This window comes from Micromonospora sp. NPDC005254 (assembly GCF_042872525.1).
Taxonomy (GTDB): Bacteria; Actinomycetota; Actinomycetes; order Mycobacteriales; family Micromonosporaceae; genus Micromonospora.
Window position 1 is genome coordinate 404,495 of record NZ_JBIAKM010000004.1, and the last position, 12,595, is coordinate 417,089.

Consider the following 12,595-nt stretch of genomic DNA (forward strand, 5'->3'; position numbering starts at 1 on the left):
CGGCTGCTCCCGGCCCGTTCGGAAGGACCGGGACTGCCGTGCTAATCTTTCGTCCGCCACGAACGGTAACCGCTCGTGGCGAGCGTCTGGGACAGCGTAGTATTCCCGGGGCCTGTTGGAGACAGCGGGTCCGGGGCGGTTACAGTGTCTCGGGTCGTGCCACGGGGATGTGGCGGAATGGCAGACGCGCACGGTTCAGGTCCGTGTGCCCGAAAGGGCGTGGGGGTTCAACTCCCCCCATCCCCACCACAAGACGAGGGCTCCGCGGAATGCGGGGCCCTTCCGTCATATCGGGGCGTGCCGGGCGTCACGCTATGCTCCGATGGTTTCTGCCTCCGATGGACCAGGAGTGGCGTGTGAGTGTCGCGTTGGTGACCGGGTCGGGCGGTCTGATCGGCTCCGAGGCGGTCCGGCACTTCGCCGGCCTCGGTCTGGACGTCGTCGGCATCGACAACGACATGCGTCGGTACTTCTTCGGTGCGGACGGCTCCACCTCGTGGAGCCTGGAACGGCTCGGCCGTGACCTGGGTAACTCCTACACCCACTTCGCGGTGGACATCCGGGACCGCGACGGTCTGGAGCAGGTGTTCAAGAAGTACGGCTCGAACATCGCCGTGGTGATCCACAGCGCGGCGCAGCCGAGCCACGACTGGGCGGCCAAGGAGCCGTACACGGACTTCGACGTGAACGCCGGCGGCACGCTCAACATCCTGGAGAACACCCGCCGCCACGCGATCGACGCGCCGTTCATCCACTGCTCGACCAACAAGGTCTACGGCGACCGGCCCAACAGCCTGCCGCTGATCGAGCTGGAGACCCGGTACGAGCTGCCCGAGGACCACCGCTGGTACCAGGGCATCACCGAGGAGATGTCGATCGACCACTCGCTGCACTCGGTCTTCGGCGCCTCCAAGGTCGCCGCGGACGTGATGGTGCAGGAGTACGGCCGCTACTTCGACATGAAGACCGCCTGCTTCCGGGGCGGCACCCTGACCGGCCCGGCCCACTCGGCCGCCGAGCTGCACGGGTTCCTGGCCTACCTGATGCGCTGCGTGATGGAGGGCCGGACGTACAACCTGTTCGGCTACAAGGGCAAGATGGTCCGCGACGCGATCCACTCCCACGACGTGCTGACCGCGTTCGAGGCGTTCTTCCGGTCGCCCCGCTCCGCGGAGGTCTACAACCTCGGCGGCGGCCGGCACTCGAACACCTCGCACATCGAGGCGTTCGCGATCGCCCAGGAGATCACCGGCCGAGAGGCGCAGATCAACTACGTCGAGCAGGCCCGCACCGGCGACCACCAGTGGTACGTGAGCAGCATGGCCCGGTTCGAGGAGCAGTACCCGGAGTGGAAGATCACGTACGACGTGCCGATGATCCTGCGGGAGATCTACGAGGCCAACGTGGACAAGTGGGTGCCACAGTCATGACGGCCAAGACCAAGCGCAACGTGCTCGGCGTCCTCGTCGACGCCACCGACTACGCCACGGCGACCGACGCCGTGGTGACCGCGGCGCACGAGCGGCGGCCACTCGCGCTTACCGCGTTGGCCGTGCACGGCGTGATGACCGGTGTGCTGGATCCCGCGCACAATGCCCGGCTCAACTCCTTCGACGTGGTCACCCCGGACGGACAGCCGGTGCGCTGGGCGCTCAACCTGCTGCACCACGCCGGGCTCACCGACCGCGTCTACGGGCCGACGCTGACCCTGCACGTGCTCTCCCGCTTCGCCGACGAGGGGCTGCCGGTCTACCTGTACGGCTCGACCGAGGAGACGTTGGCCAAGCTGATCCCGGCGCTGGAGCGGATGTTCCCCGCGCTGAAGATCGCCGGTGTGGAGCCGTCGAAGTTCCGCGCGGTCCAGCCGGGCGAGGACGCCGAGATCGCCGACCGGATCCGGTCCAGCGGCGCCCGGCTCGTCCTGGTCGGGCTCGGCTGCCCGCGCCAGGAGGTCTTCACGTACGCCATGCGCCCGCTGCTCGACATGCCGCTGATGGCGGTCGGCGCGGCCTTCGACTACCACGCCGGGCTGCTGCGCCAGCCCCCGCCGTGGATGCAGCGCGCCGGCCTGGAGTGGTTCTGGCGGCTCGGTCTGGAGCCGAAACGGCTCTGGCGCCGCTACGTGATCCTCAACCCCGCCTACCTGACCCGGCTCGCCGGTCAGAAGACCGGTCTGTGGAAGGCCCGCCCGCCGGCCCCGGCCACCGAGCGGCCGGCCACCTTCGCGGTCTGACCCCCGATCGGGTACGACACGAGGCCCCACCGGGATCGTCCGGATGGGGCCTCGTCCCTGGGGAACAGGTCAGACGGTCAGGGTCCAGCTGTTGATGTAGCCGGTGTCGGCCGAGTAGGTGTCGCGCACCTGAAGTCGCCAGGTGCCGTCGGCGGCCTCACCGGACACGTTGGCCGTGTACGTGGTGTTCACGTTGTCGGCGCTGTCCGAGGTGCTGCTGTTCTTCAGCCGGTACGCGCTGCCGTCCGGGGCGAGCAGGTCGATGACCAGATCACCGCGGTACGTGTGCACGATGTCCACCGCCACCGTGGAGGCCGACGAGGCGTTGCGCCCACAGCCGGCGATCGTGATCGAGCTGGTCACCGCCGCGCCGGCGTCCGGGATCGACACGTCGGTGCCGTTGGTGCCGGTGCAGCCGGTGGGCGGCGGCGGGGTGGTGCCGCCGCTACCCACGTAGAGCAACAGGTTCGGGGAGCCCGAGCCGGCGTTGGTCACCACATTGGGGGTCGCGTTGGCCACCAGTTGGTTGCGTACCTGCGCCGGGGTCCAGCCCGGGTTGGCGCTGGCTACCAGCGCCGCCGCGCCGACCACGTGGGGTGTGGCCATCGAGGTGCCGCTGATCGTGTTGGTCGCGGTGTTGCTCGTGTACCAGGCCGAGGTGATCGACGATCCCGGCGCGAAGATGTCCAGGCAGGTGCCGATGTTGGAGAACGACGACCGGGCGTCCGAGCTGGTCGTCGAGCCGACCGTGATCGCCTCCGCGGTACGCCCCGGCGAGGTGTTGCAGGCGTTCGCGCCGTTGTCGTTTCCGGCGGCGAGGCCGTACGTGACACCGGACGCGATCGAGTTGCGGACGGCGGTGTCCAGCGAGCTGTTCGCGCCGCCGCCGAGGCTCATGTTCGCCACCGCCGGCTTGATCGCGTTCTGGGTGACCCAGTCGACACCGGCGATCACACCGGCGTTGGTGCCACTGCCGGAGCAGTTCAGCACCCGTACGCCGACCAGTTGGACGCCCTTGGCCACCCCGTACGAGGATCCGCCGACGGTGCCGGCGACGTGCGTGCCGTGCCCGTTGCAGTCGTCGGCCGACCCGCCGTCCACGGCGTCGTAGCCGGAGGTGGCCCGGCCGCCGAAGTCGTTGTGGGTGAAGCGGATGCCGGTGTCGATGATGTAGGCGTGCACGTTGCTCGCCGTGTTCGGGTAGGTGTAGGAGCTGTCCAGCGGCAGGTTGCGCTGGTCGATGCGGTCCAGGCCCCAGGAGGGCGGGTTGGCCTGCGTTCCGGAGATCGACACCGTGTGGTTCTGCTCGACGTACGCGACGGCCGGGTCGGCGGCGATCCGTGCCGCCGCGCCCGCGCTGACGGTGACCTCGAAGCCACGCAGCGCCGTGCCGTAGGTGCGGGCGACCCTTCCGCCGTGCCGGCCGGTCAGCCGCTGCGCGGTGTCACCGACCCGGCTGGAGGTCACGGCGGTGTCCTTGAGGACGACGATGTAGCTGTCCGGCACGGCGGTGGCTCCACCGGCCTCCCGGACGACGCCGACGGGCTCGGCGGCCAGGGCCGGGGTGCCGACGGCCAGTACGGTCGCGGCGGTCACCCCGACCAGTACGGACCTGCGTGGAAGACCCATCTCCCTACCTCCCTCCGACCGGCGGCGAAACGCGACCACCGGTACCACATCGATCGACACTTGCCGATCGAGCCGAGAGTAGATCGATGAGGCCGGGCAGATAAACATGTCGAAACGTCCATCACGTCGATGGGATGTCCCCTACGGGCCCGGCTTCCGGGGCCAACGGGGGTCCGGCCCGGATTCGCCGCGCTCCCGGACGGGGAAGAGTCTCCGACATGGAGAGTCAGCTGACCATCGTGTTGCCGGTCGCCGCCGTCTGGCTGGCCGCCGGGGTCCTGGCCGACCGACTGCCCCGGCTGCGCGACGCGCGTGCGCTGCGTCGGCGTACCGGATGGTTGCTGGCGCTCGCGCTGGCGGGCGTGGCGCTGGTCGCGGCCGTGTCCATCGGCGGGCTGCTCAGCGCCGGCACCGCGCCGGTCGACCGGGCCGCCGTCGGGCTCACCCTCGCCACCGGCCCGGCGCTCGTGGTGGCCGTCTGCTCCGTACGACGGATCCGCCGCCTGCGGGCCGGGGCCGGCGCGTTCGACACCGCACCCGGGACACCCGCCCCGCACGGGCTGCGCGCCGCCGCGGCGCACCCGCTCATCGGGTTGCCGTTGCAGGTGACCGCCCTGGCGACGGTGCCGGCGGTGATCGCGGCGGCCGGCGCGGACCTCGGCGCCGAGCCCGGGGTCACCGGGCCGGCGATCACCGTCGGCGCACTCGCGGTGGCCGCGATCGGCGTCCGGCACGCGCTGCGGCACAGCCGGCTCACCGAGCGGGCTCAGCCCGCCGCGCCCCGGTCAGCGCGAGCGGCCGGACCCCTGCACGTATAGCAGCTCGAGGATCGCCCGGGTCGCCTCGAACCAGCGGTCCAGCCAGCCCGGCGGCGGGATGCTGCCCTTCGGCGGCAATTCCAGCAGCAGGCCGCGCAGCAGCGGGTGGTCGGCCAGCGAACCGGCCGGCTCCATCGGCCAGCCGGTCGGCGGGAACGACGGCTCGACCAGCGGGTTCGGGTCCAGCGACGGCAGCGAGAGCGGCGCGTCGGCCACCTCCTGGGCCGTCGCCTCCCGCCCGTCCAGCTCCTGGTCGGTCGAGACCACCTCGGTCAGTACGGTGTCCCGACGCGCCCCGCGGTACTTGCCACCGAACCGCTCCGGCTTGCCCGGACCGTTGGTGAGGTTCTCTGAACCGATCGTCGTCATCCGTCTCGCCTGCCTCGCTCGGGTGCGGGTCGGTGCGGCGGGTCGTCGACCAGCGCCGTACCGACCGGTTCAACGAGGCGGACCCGCTGTGGCGACGGGAATCCCGGCGGAACCTCACCGGGCCCGGCCGTTCGCTGCGGGTCGGCGGCGCTCCGGGACACGGAGGGTCCCCGCCCGGTCGGGACCGGACGGGGACCTCGACTGCTCACTCGGTCAGACCGAGCCCAACACACCATCCCTGGTGCCGGCGACAAAGGCGTGCCAGTCGCCGGGAGCGAAGACCAGGGCCGGGCCGGCCTTGTCCTTCGAGTCCCGCACTCCGACCGCCCCGGTCACGTACGCCACCTCCACACAGTTGTCGCAGTTCGGCCCGCTCTTCGAGCTCTTGAACCACGTCGCCTGCGTCAGGTCCACGGGGAACCCCTTGGTCGCCATCTCGGCTCCTCTGCCAGTTTTGCGATGTGTGCGATGGACTCCTCTGGACGAATGGCCGCAGCGCGGATGTGATCGAAGATGAAGCTGTACTTCTGCAGTTCGTCGCTCTTCTCAAGGAAAAGCCCACCCGTGGCGTTCTCCGCGTACACGACATCCGGATCACCGGGCTCGGGAAAACTGAGGATCGTGAAGGTCCCGTCCATGCCGGCGTGCGCACCCACCTCGAAGGGGAGGATCTGGAGCGTCACGTTCGGCAACTCGGCCACCTCGACCAACCGCCTGAGTTGGCCGCGCATCACCTCGTCCCCGCCCACCGGCCGACTTACCACCGCCTCATCGAGCACCACCCACAGATCGACCGGATCGTCCTGGGTCAACAACGACTGACGGCCCAGACGGACACGCACCCTCTGGTGTACCTGATCGGCGGTGAAGTCCGGACGGGCGGCTCGGATCATCGCCCCGGCGTACTCCTCGGTCTCCAACAGGCCCGGAACGACCTGCTGTTCGTACGCCCGGATCGAACTCGCCGCCGCCTCCAGCCCGACGTACGCCCCGACCAGCACCGTGCTGTACGGGTGCCACCAGCCCTTCTGCCGCGCCTCCCGGGCGATCTGGACGAGTTCGTCGCTCTCGGCACCCACGACGCCGTAGATCCTCAGCATGTCCCGCACGTCGCGCGGGGTGGCCGTGGTGTGCCCCGTCTCGATCCGGGAGATCTTGGACGCCGAGCACTCCAACTGCTCGGCGACAACCTCGATGGTGATCCCGGCCGACTCCCGCTGCCGGCGCAGCTCGGCGCCGAGCCGCCGCCGTCGGATCGTCGGGCTGCGCCGCTCACTCATTGCGCGGCCTCGGAGTCTCTGGTCCTCGCCGCTGGTTGCTCGACCCCACTCTCGGGCTACCTCCGGTCGACGCGCCACTGGCTGCCGCTCACCGGGGGCGCGACCGTCGACCGGCGAGCGTTCGCGACGAGGGGTGGTGCCGGTCATCGGCCGGCCGCGACGGGCGAAACCGGCCCTCAGTGTGCCGTCCGTACGCGGATGGCTTCAAGCGCCGCTTTGCGTGGCGGACTCACGTATCGGCAAAAGTCGACGTGCAACTTGCATGAAGCACGTCGCTGATGCAGTCTGTCCGTATGGCACGGATCACTCAGCGTCTCCGTCTGCTCTCCGGGTGTGGTGACCCCACCGACCCCGGATGGCCGGGCGGGGCGCGGGCCCGGCCGGCGCCACTCAGACCTGCGCCGGGGTGATGACCCCACCGCTGCAAGCCAGCTGACTGCGGCGGTGGGCGCGGTTCCCGGAAGCAGTCAGGTGATGGTCGGGTGGCGGCACGCCACCAGCGGGTACGGCCCGACCACCATCACGCACCAACCGGTCCACGAGGCGCGATCCCGTCACCGGGCCGAGACATCCCAGACCAGTCACCCGCCGGCACGACGCCGGCTCTCCCTCCCCAGGAGCCCATGTGCTTCCCCGCTCCGGTGACGTTCTGCACGTGACTCGCGCGGCGAGTGTCCAGTTCCTCAGGCCGATCATGTTCCGGGTGATCCGGGTGCTCGACTGGCCGACCTACGACGGTTGGCTCTGGCTCGACGGCTACGAACTCAACGCCGCCGGCGATGCCGTCAACCGACGGTCGATCTTCGTACAGCGGGAAGGGCTGCGACAGGTGCAGGCCGCGCCGGAGCCCCGCCCGCACACCGTACGGACCCGACGACCGGTCGCCCGTACGCCGGTCAGAGTCGGCTGACCAGCGCGAACCGCCGCGGGTAGGCGTGCCGTCGCCATAGAATCGGTACGCCCACCCCGGCATGTTCCACCGCACGTCCAGGACCCTGAGCCTGGGATGGTCATGGTCAATCAGCCCGCCGTGCGGCGGCACCACCGCTCCCGTATCACCTACGCTCTCGGACTGCTCGCTCTCCTCGGCGCCGTGACCACCATCGTGGTCCTGGTCCGCGACCCGGCGTTGTCGTCCACCCGGCTGGCCGTTCCGGTGCCGGCTCCGGAGATCACCGTGGTCGACGCCGACCCGCCCGCCGACGAACCCGGCTGGATCAGCGCCGATGCCCCCGACGGACGCGTCGGAGCGTCCGACCCGGCCGGCCCGGCCGCCGGGGCCGGCGCCGGCGGTCAGTCCGACGGACCGCAGGAACTCAGCGACGCCGCACCGGCGGGGCACACCGCCACGGACGTCCGCCGCTCGCTGTTCTGGTCCGGGATCTTCGGCCTCACCATCTCGCTCGCCGGCCTCGGCCTCGTCGGCACCCGCCGCCGGATGTGGTGAACATCGGTCACGGCGTGGTCGTCACCGTCGGGCTCGGGCTGGTCGGGCTGGTTGCGGTCGAGGGCCGCGCCTGGGAGATCACCAGCAGCACCTCCTCGTCGGTCCGCACCGTCGCGCCGGCCTCCGGATCGGTGCTGACCACCGTCCCCGGCGGCAGCTCGGACGGGCGGTACACCACTCGGTAGCTCAGGCCGAGCCGGTCCAGCAGCCTCTCGGCGGTGGCCTGCGGCAGGCCGGCCAGCGGTGGCACCGGTAGCCGCGCTTCCTCGGTGGTCGCCGCCGGGCTGCTCGGCGTCGCGCTGCTGGGCGCCGCCGAGGTCGGGGCGCTGCTGCTCGGCGGGGCGCTGGCACTGGCCGGCGGGACAGACGGCGTCGCCGGGTTGTCGGGGTCGTCGTCCCGGGCGTTGAGCACCACCCACAGAGCCGCCCCGAGCAGCCCGGCGAGCAGCAGAGCGAGTACGCCCCAGAGGATCGGCAGCCACCAACGCCGGCCACCCTGCTCCTCGACGTACCAGTCCGCAGTCGGTTCGGCCGGTCGGGGCGCGCGCACCTCGGCCCGCCCGGACCACGGCGGCGGCGTCGACCGCTCCACCGGCATCCGCGCCGTCCGGTCACCCGACGGCTCCGCGGCGGCCCGGTCGATCGGCATCGTCTCGTCCGGCGACCCACCACGACCAACCGAAACAGCCCGGTCGATCGGCATCGTCTCGTCCGGCGACGCGGTGCGGTCCGGCGGCTGCGGCCGGTTGCCGCCGGGGGGCGGCAGGGGGCGCGTACGGTCGTCCTCGGGCTCCCCGGCGGGCGGCTCCTGGCGGTCGTCGCTCATCGCACGTCCTTTCCCGAACCGGGCGGGCGCCGTGGCCCTCGACCGTCAACCTAACCGCCCACGTCGACATCGGCCGGTATCGGTGCCGCGAGCCGCGTGCCGCAGTCGGGTCAGCTGGTGTCCGACGGGCCAGGCCGGGTGCGTCGACGCCGCAAGCGGTGCGGGTCAGAGGGTGGGCTTCACGGTCGGCTGGCTCGGCGGGGGCGCCGCCCCGCACCAGATGCTCACCTCGTCGTTCCAGCGGGCCGGGCCGTCCTCGGCCGGCTCCTGCCGGCTGACCTTCCCGCTGCGCCCACTGCGGTAACGCGGGTAGAGCCCCTCCTCGACCAGCTCATCGGCGGCCTCGGCGCAGTCGTCGCCGACCACGTCCGGCACCTCGGCGGCGGGGGCCGGACCGGCCACCTGGAGCTGGACAGTGGTGCCCCGGGCCACCTCGGTGCCCACGGCCGGCGAGGCGCTCTCCACCGTGCGGCCGGTGCCGCCGCCGAAGACCAGACGCCAGCCCAACCGCTGCTTACGCAGCATCTCGCGGGCCTGCACGAAGTCGGCGCCGACCACCGGTGGCACGGTCAGCCCGGTCCCCTTCGTCGTGGAGGCGGTCGTCCGTGGGGCGGACGGCGTGGTCCGGCCGGTGGTCGGCCGGGACGAGGTGGCCCGGCCGGTCGGCGTACCGGCCGTGGTGGCCACCGCCTGCGGGTTCGCCGGAGATTCGCCATCGTCGCCGGCCAGCAGCCAGCCACCTGTCGCACCGACCACGGCCAGCAGCACCGCGACCAGCCCGCCACCGAGCAGCACGCTGGCCCGGCTTCCACCGCCGCCGGCCTGGCCGCCGGCGGAATCCTGCCGACCCGTGTTCGCGTCCGTCATACCGCCCACCGCCTCATCACCGGCGACCGTACCGTTAGCCGCCCATCACGTTGTGCCGACGGTCCATACCGGCGGGTCACCACGACTCGCCGCACCGACGACGGGACGTTACGCTGCCCGGCATGGCCAGACGGGGCTGGGGAGTATCGATCGTGACGGCGATCGGGGTCGCTGCCGGCGCGGGCGCCGCGCAGCTCGGCTTCGGCTACGGGCTCGGCGTCATCACCTGGACGCCCACCGACGCCGGGGCCAACGACACGGCCTGGGCGGATGGCCTCGCCTGGGCCAGCTGGCTCGCCGCCAGCTCGACAGTGCTCGGCGCGGTCTGCGCGCAGCGACTGCACCAGCGTGCCGTACCCCCAGCGGTTGACCAGCCGGCCACCGGCGCCGAGCCGACGGCACCCGCCCCGGCGACCGAGACGGCGCTGCCGCAGCCGGCGGCGCCCGACGAGGGACGGCCGGCCCGGGTCGAGGGCGCCGAGGCGGCGCGGGCCCGGCCGACCTCGGCGGTCGATCGATCGGCACCGGTGGCCGACACGCCGCCCGACGAGCCCGGCGGCCTGTTCCGCAGGCTGTCGCTGGCGCTCGGCGCCGGGCTCGGTGGACTGGTCACCGTGCTGCTGGTCGCCGTACCGGCCCGGGTCGCCGCGGGTGCCGACAGCGGCACGCCGCAACGGGTCGCCGCCCTGCACGCGGTGCTGGGCATTCTGATCGGCGTGTTCGTCGCGCTCTGGGCGCTGCGCTCCCGCACCGCCGCGCTGAACGTCACCGCGACGGCCGCCTGGCTCTGGCTGCTCGCGGTGGTCTCGGTCATCGACGGGGTACGCGTCGGGCGCGGGCTCACCGGCGCTCAGCTCGGCACCTGGCAGCTCGACCCGGACCACGCGCGGTACTGGATCGGGGGCCAGCTCTACTGGCCCGGCGCGCTGCTGGCGCTCGTACCCGCGCTCCTGATCGGTGCGCTCGCCGCTCGGGGCGCCGCGCGGTCGGACGGGCACCGGATCGGCGCGGCGGCCTCCGGCGCGGCCGGTCCGCTGCTCGTCGCGCTCGCCTACCTGACCACGGTGCCGCGCTGGGTCACGCTGGGGCCCGCACAGTTCTCCACCCAGCTCATCGCCCCGTACGCGGTGATCGCCGGTGTCGGCGGCTCGGTGCTGGCCGCCGTCCTCGCCGAGCGGGCCGGCCGCAGGCGCGTTGCCCACCGACGGTCAGCCGCCGCCGGCACGCAGCCCGCACCGACCGCCCCGATGGAGCCCGATCCGACCACCCGCCCGGGCGCTCGGATCGGCAGCACCTCGGCCGGCGCGACCGTACCGACTCCCGGTGGCCGGGCGACCGGCGCTGGGCCGGACGGCGACGGGCCGGCGACGGACACCTCGACCGGTACGGCGCCTCGGCGCGGCAGGACCACGTCGCCGGTGACCAGGTCGGAGGCCCGGTCGGGCGATGCGAACGCCGCACCCCGGGTACCGACGCCTCGGCCGTCCCCGGACGACACGGCTCTGGCCGAACCCGCCACCACCGGGCCGACCGAGGACCCGGCACCCCGGCGTGCCCGTCCGCCCCGGAGGAGCACCCGCCCCACCGACTGACTCCCGGTCCGACCCCGCCGGCGGGTTGCGCTCAGTCGACGGGCCAGGTGTGGACCGGTTCGTTGGAGCGCTGGAGTTCCGCGTAGCGCTGCACCATGTGGTGCAGGGCGGCGCTGCGGTCCATGCCCCGGTGGCGCTCCGCCGCCCAGACCGCCTCGGTCTGCCAGACGGCGCCGTTGCGGCCGGTACGACAGCGTTGCTCGATGATGCCGAGCAGCCGGTCCCGCTGCGCCGGGTCGACGCCGAACCCGTCCAGGCCGGTCGCGGCGACGGGCAGCAACTGCTCCAGCACCAGCTTGGTGACCGGTACGTCACCGAACCGGGGCCAGTGCAGCACGGCGTCCAGACCACGTCGGGCCGCCGCGTGGAAGTTCTCCTCGGCCGAGCTGAAGGTGAGCTGACTCCAGATCGGCCGGTCCGCCTCGGCCAGACCACGGACCAGCCCGAAGTAGAAGGCCGCGTTGGCAAGCATGTCCACCACCGTCGGACCGGCGGGCAACACGCGATTTTCCACCCGCAGGTGCGGGCGGCCGTTCATGATGTCGTAGACCGGGCGGTTCCAGCGGTAGACGGTGCCGTTGTGCAGCCGCAGCTCGCCCAGTTGGGGCACTCCGCCGGCGTGCAGCACCTCCACCGGGTCCTCGTCCTCGCAGATCGGCAGCAGCGGCGGGAAGTACCGCACATTCTCCTCGAACAGGTCGAAGATCGAGGTGATCCACCGCTCACCGAACCAGACCCGGGGGCGTACGCCCTGAGCCTTGAGTTCTTCCGGGCGGGTGTCGGTGGCCTGCTTGAACAGGGCGATACGGGTTTCGGCCCAGAGTTGGCGGCCGTACAGGAAGGGCGAGTTCGCTCCGACCGCCACCTGCACACCGGCGATGGCCTGGGACGCGTTCCAGTAGTCGGCGAAGCTGTCCGGCGCGACCTGGATGTGGAACTGGAGACTCGTGCAGGCCGCCTCGGGGGCGATCGAGTCGGTGTGCGTCTGCAACTGCTCGACGCCACGGATGTCGAGTTCGATGGCCTCGCCCCGGGCGCCGACGATCTGGTCGTTGAGCACCCGGTAGCGCTCGTTGGTGGAGAGATTGTCCTCGACCAGGTGACCCTCGGTGAGGGTGGGCAGAATGCCGACCAGGACGATCTTCGCGTCGGACTTGGCCGCGCGCTCGTCGGCCCGGGTGAGGCTGCTACGCAGGTCGTGTTCGTAGTCGGCGAGACCGGCGCCCTCGATCAGTCGGGGTTCGGCGTTCAACTCCAGGTTGAACTGCCCCAGCTCGGTCTGGAACAGCGGATCGGCGATGTCGGCGAGGATCTCCTCGTTGCGCATCGCCGGCTCGGCCCGCGAGTCGACCAGGTTCAGCTCGATCTCCAGGCCGGTCATCGGCCGGTCGGCGTCGAACCCGAAGTCGTCGAGCATCAGGGCGAAGACGTCCAGACACCGCCGGACCTTCTGCCGGTAGCGGACGCGGTCCTCCCGGGTGAAGGCGCCCTGCGAGACGTCCCTGCCCATGTGTCCTCCCGACAACCGGCGCGG

General features: G+C 72.0%; 13 protein-coding genes and 1 tRNA gene. 7 read left to right on the top strand and 7 right to left on the bottom strand.

Annotated elements, in window-relative coordinates:
* Nucleotides 1-163: 163 nt before the first annotated feature.
* The 3 genes from ACFYPR_RS15105 to ACFYPR_RS15115 all read left to right on the top strand — a co-directional run bounded on the left by ACFYPR_RS15105 (nucleotide 164) and on the right by ACFYPR_RS15115 (nucleotide 2,233).
* Nucleotides 164-249, top strand: a tRNA-Leu gene (locus ACFYPR_RS15105).
* A 65-nt stretch (nucleotides 250-314) separates the two neighbouring features.
* On the top strand, nucleotides 315-1,430 hold the full coding sequence (locus tag ACFYPR_RS15110) for an NAD-dependent epimerase/dehydratase family protein (RefSeq protein WP_354854938.1): 1,116 nt from the start codon (nucleotides 315-317) through the stop codon (nucleotides 1,428-1,430).
* Complete coding sequence (locus tag ACFYPR_RS15115; protein ID WP_354854937.1) at nucleotides 1,427-2,233, top strand: WecB/TagA/CpsF family glycosyltransferase; 807 nt, start codon at nucleotides 1,427-1,429, stop codon at nucleotides 2,231-2,233. Before ACFYPR_RS15110 ends, ACFYPR_RS15115 begins: the two co-directional genes overlap by 4 nt.
* Before the next feature lie 69 nt (nucleotides 2,234-2,302).
* Here ACFYPR_RS15115 and ACFYPR_RS15120 read toward each other — a convergent pair whose 3' ends face one another.
* Complete coding sequence (locus ACFYPR_RS15120; RefSeq protein ID WP_355063278.1) at nucleotides 2,303-3,862, bottom strand: S8 family serine peptidase; 1,560 nt, start codon at nucleotides 3,860-3,862, stop codon at nucleotides 2,303-2,305.
* A gap of 218 nt (nucleotides 3,863-4,080) precedes the next feature.
* Between ACFYPR_RS15120 and ACFYPR_RS15125 the strand changes: the two genes are divergently transcribed.
* On the top strand, nucleotides 4,081-4,680 hold the full coding sequence (locus tag ACFYPR_RS15125) for a hypothetical protein (RefSeq protein ID WP_354854933.1): 600 nt from the start codon (nucleotides 4,081-4,083) through the stop codon (nucleotides 4,678-4,680).
* On the opposite strand, the gene ACFYPR_RS15130 is transcribed toward ACFYPR_RS15125, so the two are convergent.
* From ACFYPR_RS15130 to ACFYPR_RS15140, 3 genes are all read right to left on the bottom strand, one after another.
* Nucleotides 4,648-5,049 (bottom strand): hypothetical protein, encoded by a 402-nt coding sequence (locus ACFYPR_RS15130; RefSeq protein ID WP_354854931.1) that lies wholly within the window; start codon nucleotides 5,047-5,049, stop codon nucleotides 4,648-4,650. The two genes, ACFYPR_RS15125 and ACFYPR_RS15130, sit on opposite strands and share 33 nt — an antisense overlap.
* A 213-nt stretch (nucleotides 5,050-5,262) precedes the next feature.
* Nucleotides 5,263-5,484, bottom strand: a complete 222-nt coding sequence (locus tag ACFYPR_RS15135) for a DUF397 domain-containing protein (RefSeq protein WP_007454112.1) — start codon at nucleotides 5,482-5,484, stop codon at nucleotides 5,263-5,265.
* Nucleotides 5,454-6,329 (bottom strand): helix-turn-helix transcriptional regulator, encoded by an 876-nt coding sequence (locus ACFYPR_RS15140; RefSeq protein ID WP_354854929.1) that lies wholly within the window; start codon nucleotides 6,327-6,329, stop codon nucleotides 5,454-5,456. Before ACFYPR_RS15140 ends, ACFYPR_RS15135 begins: the two co-directional genes overlap by 31 nt.
* A 625-nt stretch (nucleotides 6,330-6,954) precedes the next feature.
* On the opposite strand from ACFYPR_RS15140, the gene ACFYPR_RS15145 reads away from it, so the two are divergent.
* Nucleotides 6,955-7,239 (top strand): hypothetical protein, encoded by a 285-nt coding sequence (locus ACFYPR_RS15145; protein WP_354854927.1) that lies wholly within the window; start codon nucleotides 6,955-6,957, stop codon nucleotides 7,237-7,239.
* A gap of 96 nt (nucleotides 7,240-7,335) precedes the next feature.
* The gene (locus ACFYPR_RS15150) at nucleotides 7,336-7,776 is read left to right on the top strand and encodes a hypothetical protein (protein WP_355063280.1); all 441 of its coding nucleotides are present in this window, start codon (nucleotides 7,336-7,338) and stop codon (nucleotides 7,774-7,776) included.
* Between the two features lie 7 nt (nucleotides 7,777-7,783).
* Here the strand turns inward: ACFYPR_RS15150 and ACFYPR_RS15155 are convergent, their stop codons facing one another.
* Both ACFYPR_RS15155 and ACFYPR_RS15160 read right to left on the bottom strand, forming a co-directional pair.
* Nucleotides 7,784-8,602, bottom strand: a complete 819-nt coding sequence (locus tag ACFYPR_RS15155; RefSeq protein WP_387180883.1) for a PASTA domain-containing protein — start codon at nucleotides 8,600-8,602, stop codon at nucleotides 7,784-7,786.
* Between the two features lie 165 nt (nucleotides 8,603-8,767).
* On the bottom strand, nucleotides 8,768-9,469 hold the full coding sequence (locus tag ACFYPR_RS15160; protein ID WP_355063284.1) for a PASTA domain-containing protein: 702 nt from the start codon (nucleotides 9,467-9,469) through the stop codon (nucleotides 8,768-8,770).
* 122 nt (nucleotides 9,470-9,591) lie between these two features.
* Between ACFYPR_RS15160 and ACFYPR_RS15165 the strand changes: the two genes are divergently transcribed.
* A complete protein-coding gene (locus tag ACFYPR_RS15165; protein WP_387260432.1) occupies nucleotides 9,592-11,061 on the top strand; it encodes a hypothetical protein in 1,470 nt (489 codons plus the stop codon).
* A 31-nt stretch (nucleotides 11,062-11,092) separates the two neighbouring features.
* Here the strand turns inward: ACFYPR_RS15165 and ACFYPR_RS15170 are convergent, their stop codons facing one another.
* Nucleotides 11,093-12,571: a glutamate--cysteine ligase gene (locus ACFYPR_RS15170; RefSeq protein ID WP_354854917.1), complete on the bottom strand. Its 1,479-nt coding sequence runs from the start codon at nucleotides 12,569-12,571 to the stop codon at nucleotides 11,093-11,095.
* Nucleotides 12,572-12,595 lie beyond the last annotated feature (24 nt).

Bases quoted from the DNA above. Each gene is read 5' to 3' on its own strand.
- ACFYPR_RS15110 (WP_354854938.1), top strand. From the start codon at position 315: ATGCTCCGATGGTTTCTGCCTCCGATGGACCAGGAGTGGCGTGTGAGT.
- ACFYPR_RS15115 (WP_354854937.1), top strand. From the start codon at position 1,427: ATGACGGCCAAGACCAAGCGCAACGTGCTCGGCGTCCTCGTCGACGCC.
- ACFYPR_RS15120 (WP_355063278.1), bottom strand. From the start codon at position 3,862: ATGGGTCTTCCACGCAGGTCCGTACTGGTCGGGGTGACCGCCGCGACC.
- ACFYPR_RS15125 (WP_354854933.1), top strand. From the start codon at position 4,081: ATGGAGAGTCAGCTGACCATCGTGTTGCCGGTCGCCGCCGTCTGGCTG.
- ACFYPR_RS15130 (WP_354854931.1), bottom strand. From the start codon at position 5,049: ATGACGACGATCGGTTCAGAGAACCTCACCAACGGTCCGGGCAAGCCG.
- ACFYPR_RS15135 (WP_007454112.1), bottom strand. From the start codon at position 5,484: ATGGCGACCAAGGGGTTCCCCGTGGACCTGACGCAGGCGACGTGGTTC.
- ACFYPR_RS15140 (WP_354854929.1), bottom strand. From the start codon at position 6,329: ATGAGTGAGCGGCGCAGCCCGACGATCCGACGGCGGCGGCTCGGCGCC.
- ACFYPR_RS15150 (WP_355063280.1), top strand. From the start codon at position 7,336: ATGGTCATGGTCAATCAGCCCGCCGTGCGGCGGCACCACCGCTCCCGT.
- ACFYPR_RS15155 (WP_387180883.1), bottom strand. From the start codon at position 8,602: ATGAGCGACGACCGCCAGGAGCCGCCCGCCGGGGAGCCCGAGGACGAC.
- ACFYPR_RS15160 (WP_355063284.1), bottom strand. From the start codon at position 9,469: ATGACGGACGCGAACACGGGTCGGCAGGATTCCGCCGGCGGCCAGGCC.
- ACFYPR_RS15165 (WP_387260432.1), top strand. From the start codon at position 9,592: ATGGCCAGACGGGGCTGGGGAGTATCGATCGTGACGGCGATCGGGGTC.
- ACFYPR_RS15170 (WP_354854917.1), bottom strand. From the start codon at position 12,571: ATGGGCAGGGACGTCTCGCAGGGCGCCTTCACCCGGGAGGACCGCGTC.